The 620-nt window shown below is 72.3% G+C and carries 1 pseudogene; it reads right to left on the reverse strand.

The features are described 5' to 3' along the window. Positions 1-620 (reverse strand): annotated as a pseudogene (locus tag FV223_RS29385) (hypothetical protein); the annotation flags it as partial.

Raw genomic sequence — 620 nt, forward strand, 5'->3', positions numbered from 1 at the left:
CCAGCCAGTAGGTGATGACGTACTTCACCCAGCTCTCGTGAAAACCCATGTCGCGATTGTAGGCGAGCACGGACACCAGTGGCACGGCGAGGATCAGCGCCGCCGTCACCGTGCCGTCGGGCCGGAAGGCGGGCTTGAGGGTCGGGATCATCTCGGGCCGGGCCCGGCGTGGGCCCTCGTCGGTCGCGGCCCCGCCGACGGGGACGATCTCGTCGGCGAAGGCGCCCTCCGCCGTCGCGCGGGTGGCGCGGGCCAGCGATTCGAGGGCGTAGGCGTCCTGCGCCTCCCGCGTGAACTGGTAGGCTTGCGCGGTGTCCTCGGCGAAGGTGCCCATCAGGCGGCCGCGATCGTAGGCGTCCTCCAGCCCGTCCAGGAACATGTGGTCGAGCATGCGCCCGTGGCCGAGGCGCTGGCCGCCCCGCGCCTTGTCGAGGAGGTAGGGCGCGTTCGACATCGATTCCATGCCGCCCGCCACCACGGTCCCGGCCGAGCCCGCCGCGATCATGTCGTGGCCGAGCATCAGCGCCTTCATGCCCGAGCCGCAGACCTTGTTCAGGGTTGCGCACGGGGTCGCCTCGGACAGGCCAGCCCCGAGCGCCGCCTGGCGCGCCGGCGCCTGG

Origin of the sequence: Methylobacterium sp. WL116 (genome assembly GCF_008039455.1) — a bacterium.
Classification (GTDB): Bacteria; Pseudomonadota; Alphaproteobacteria; order Rhizobiales; family Beijerinckiaceae; genus Methylobacterium.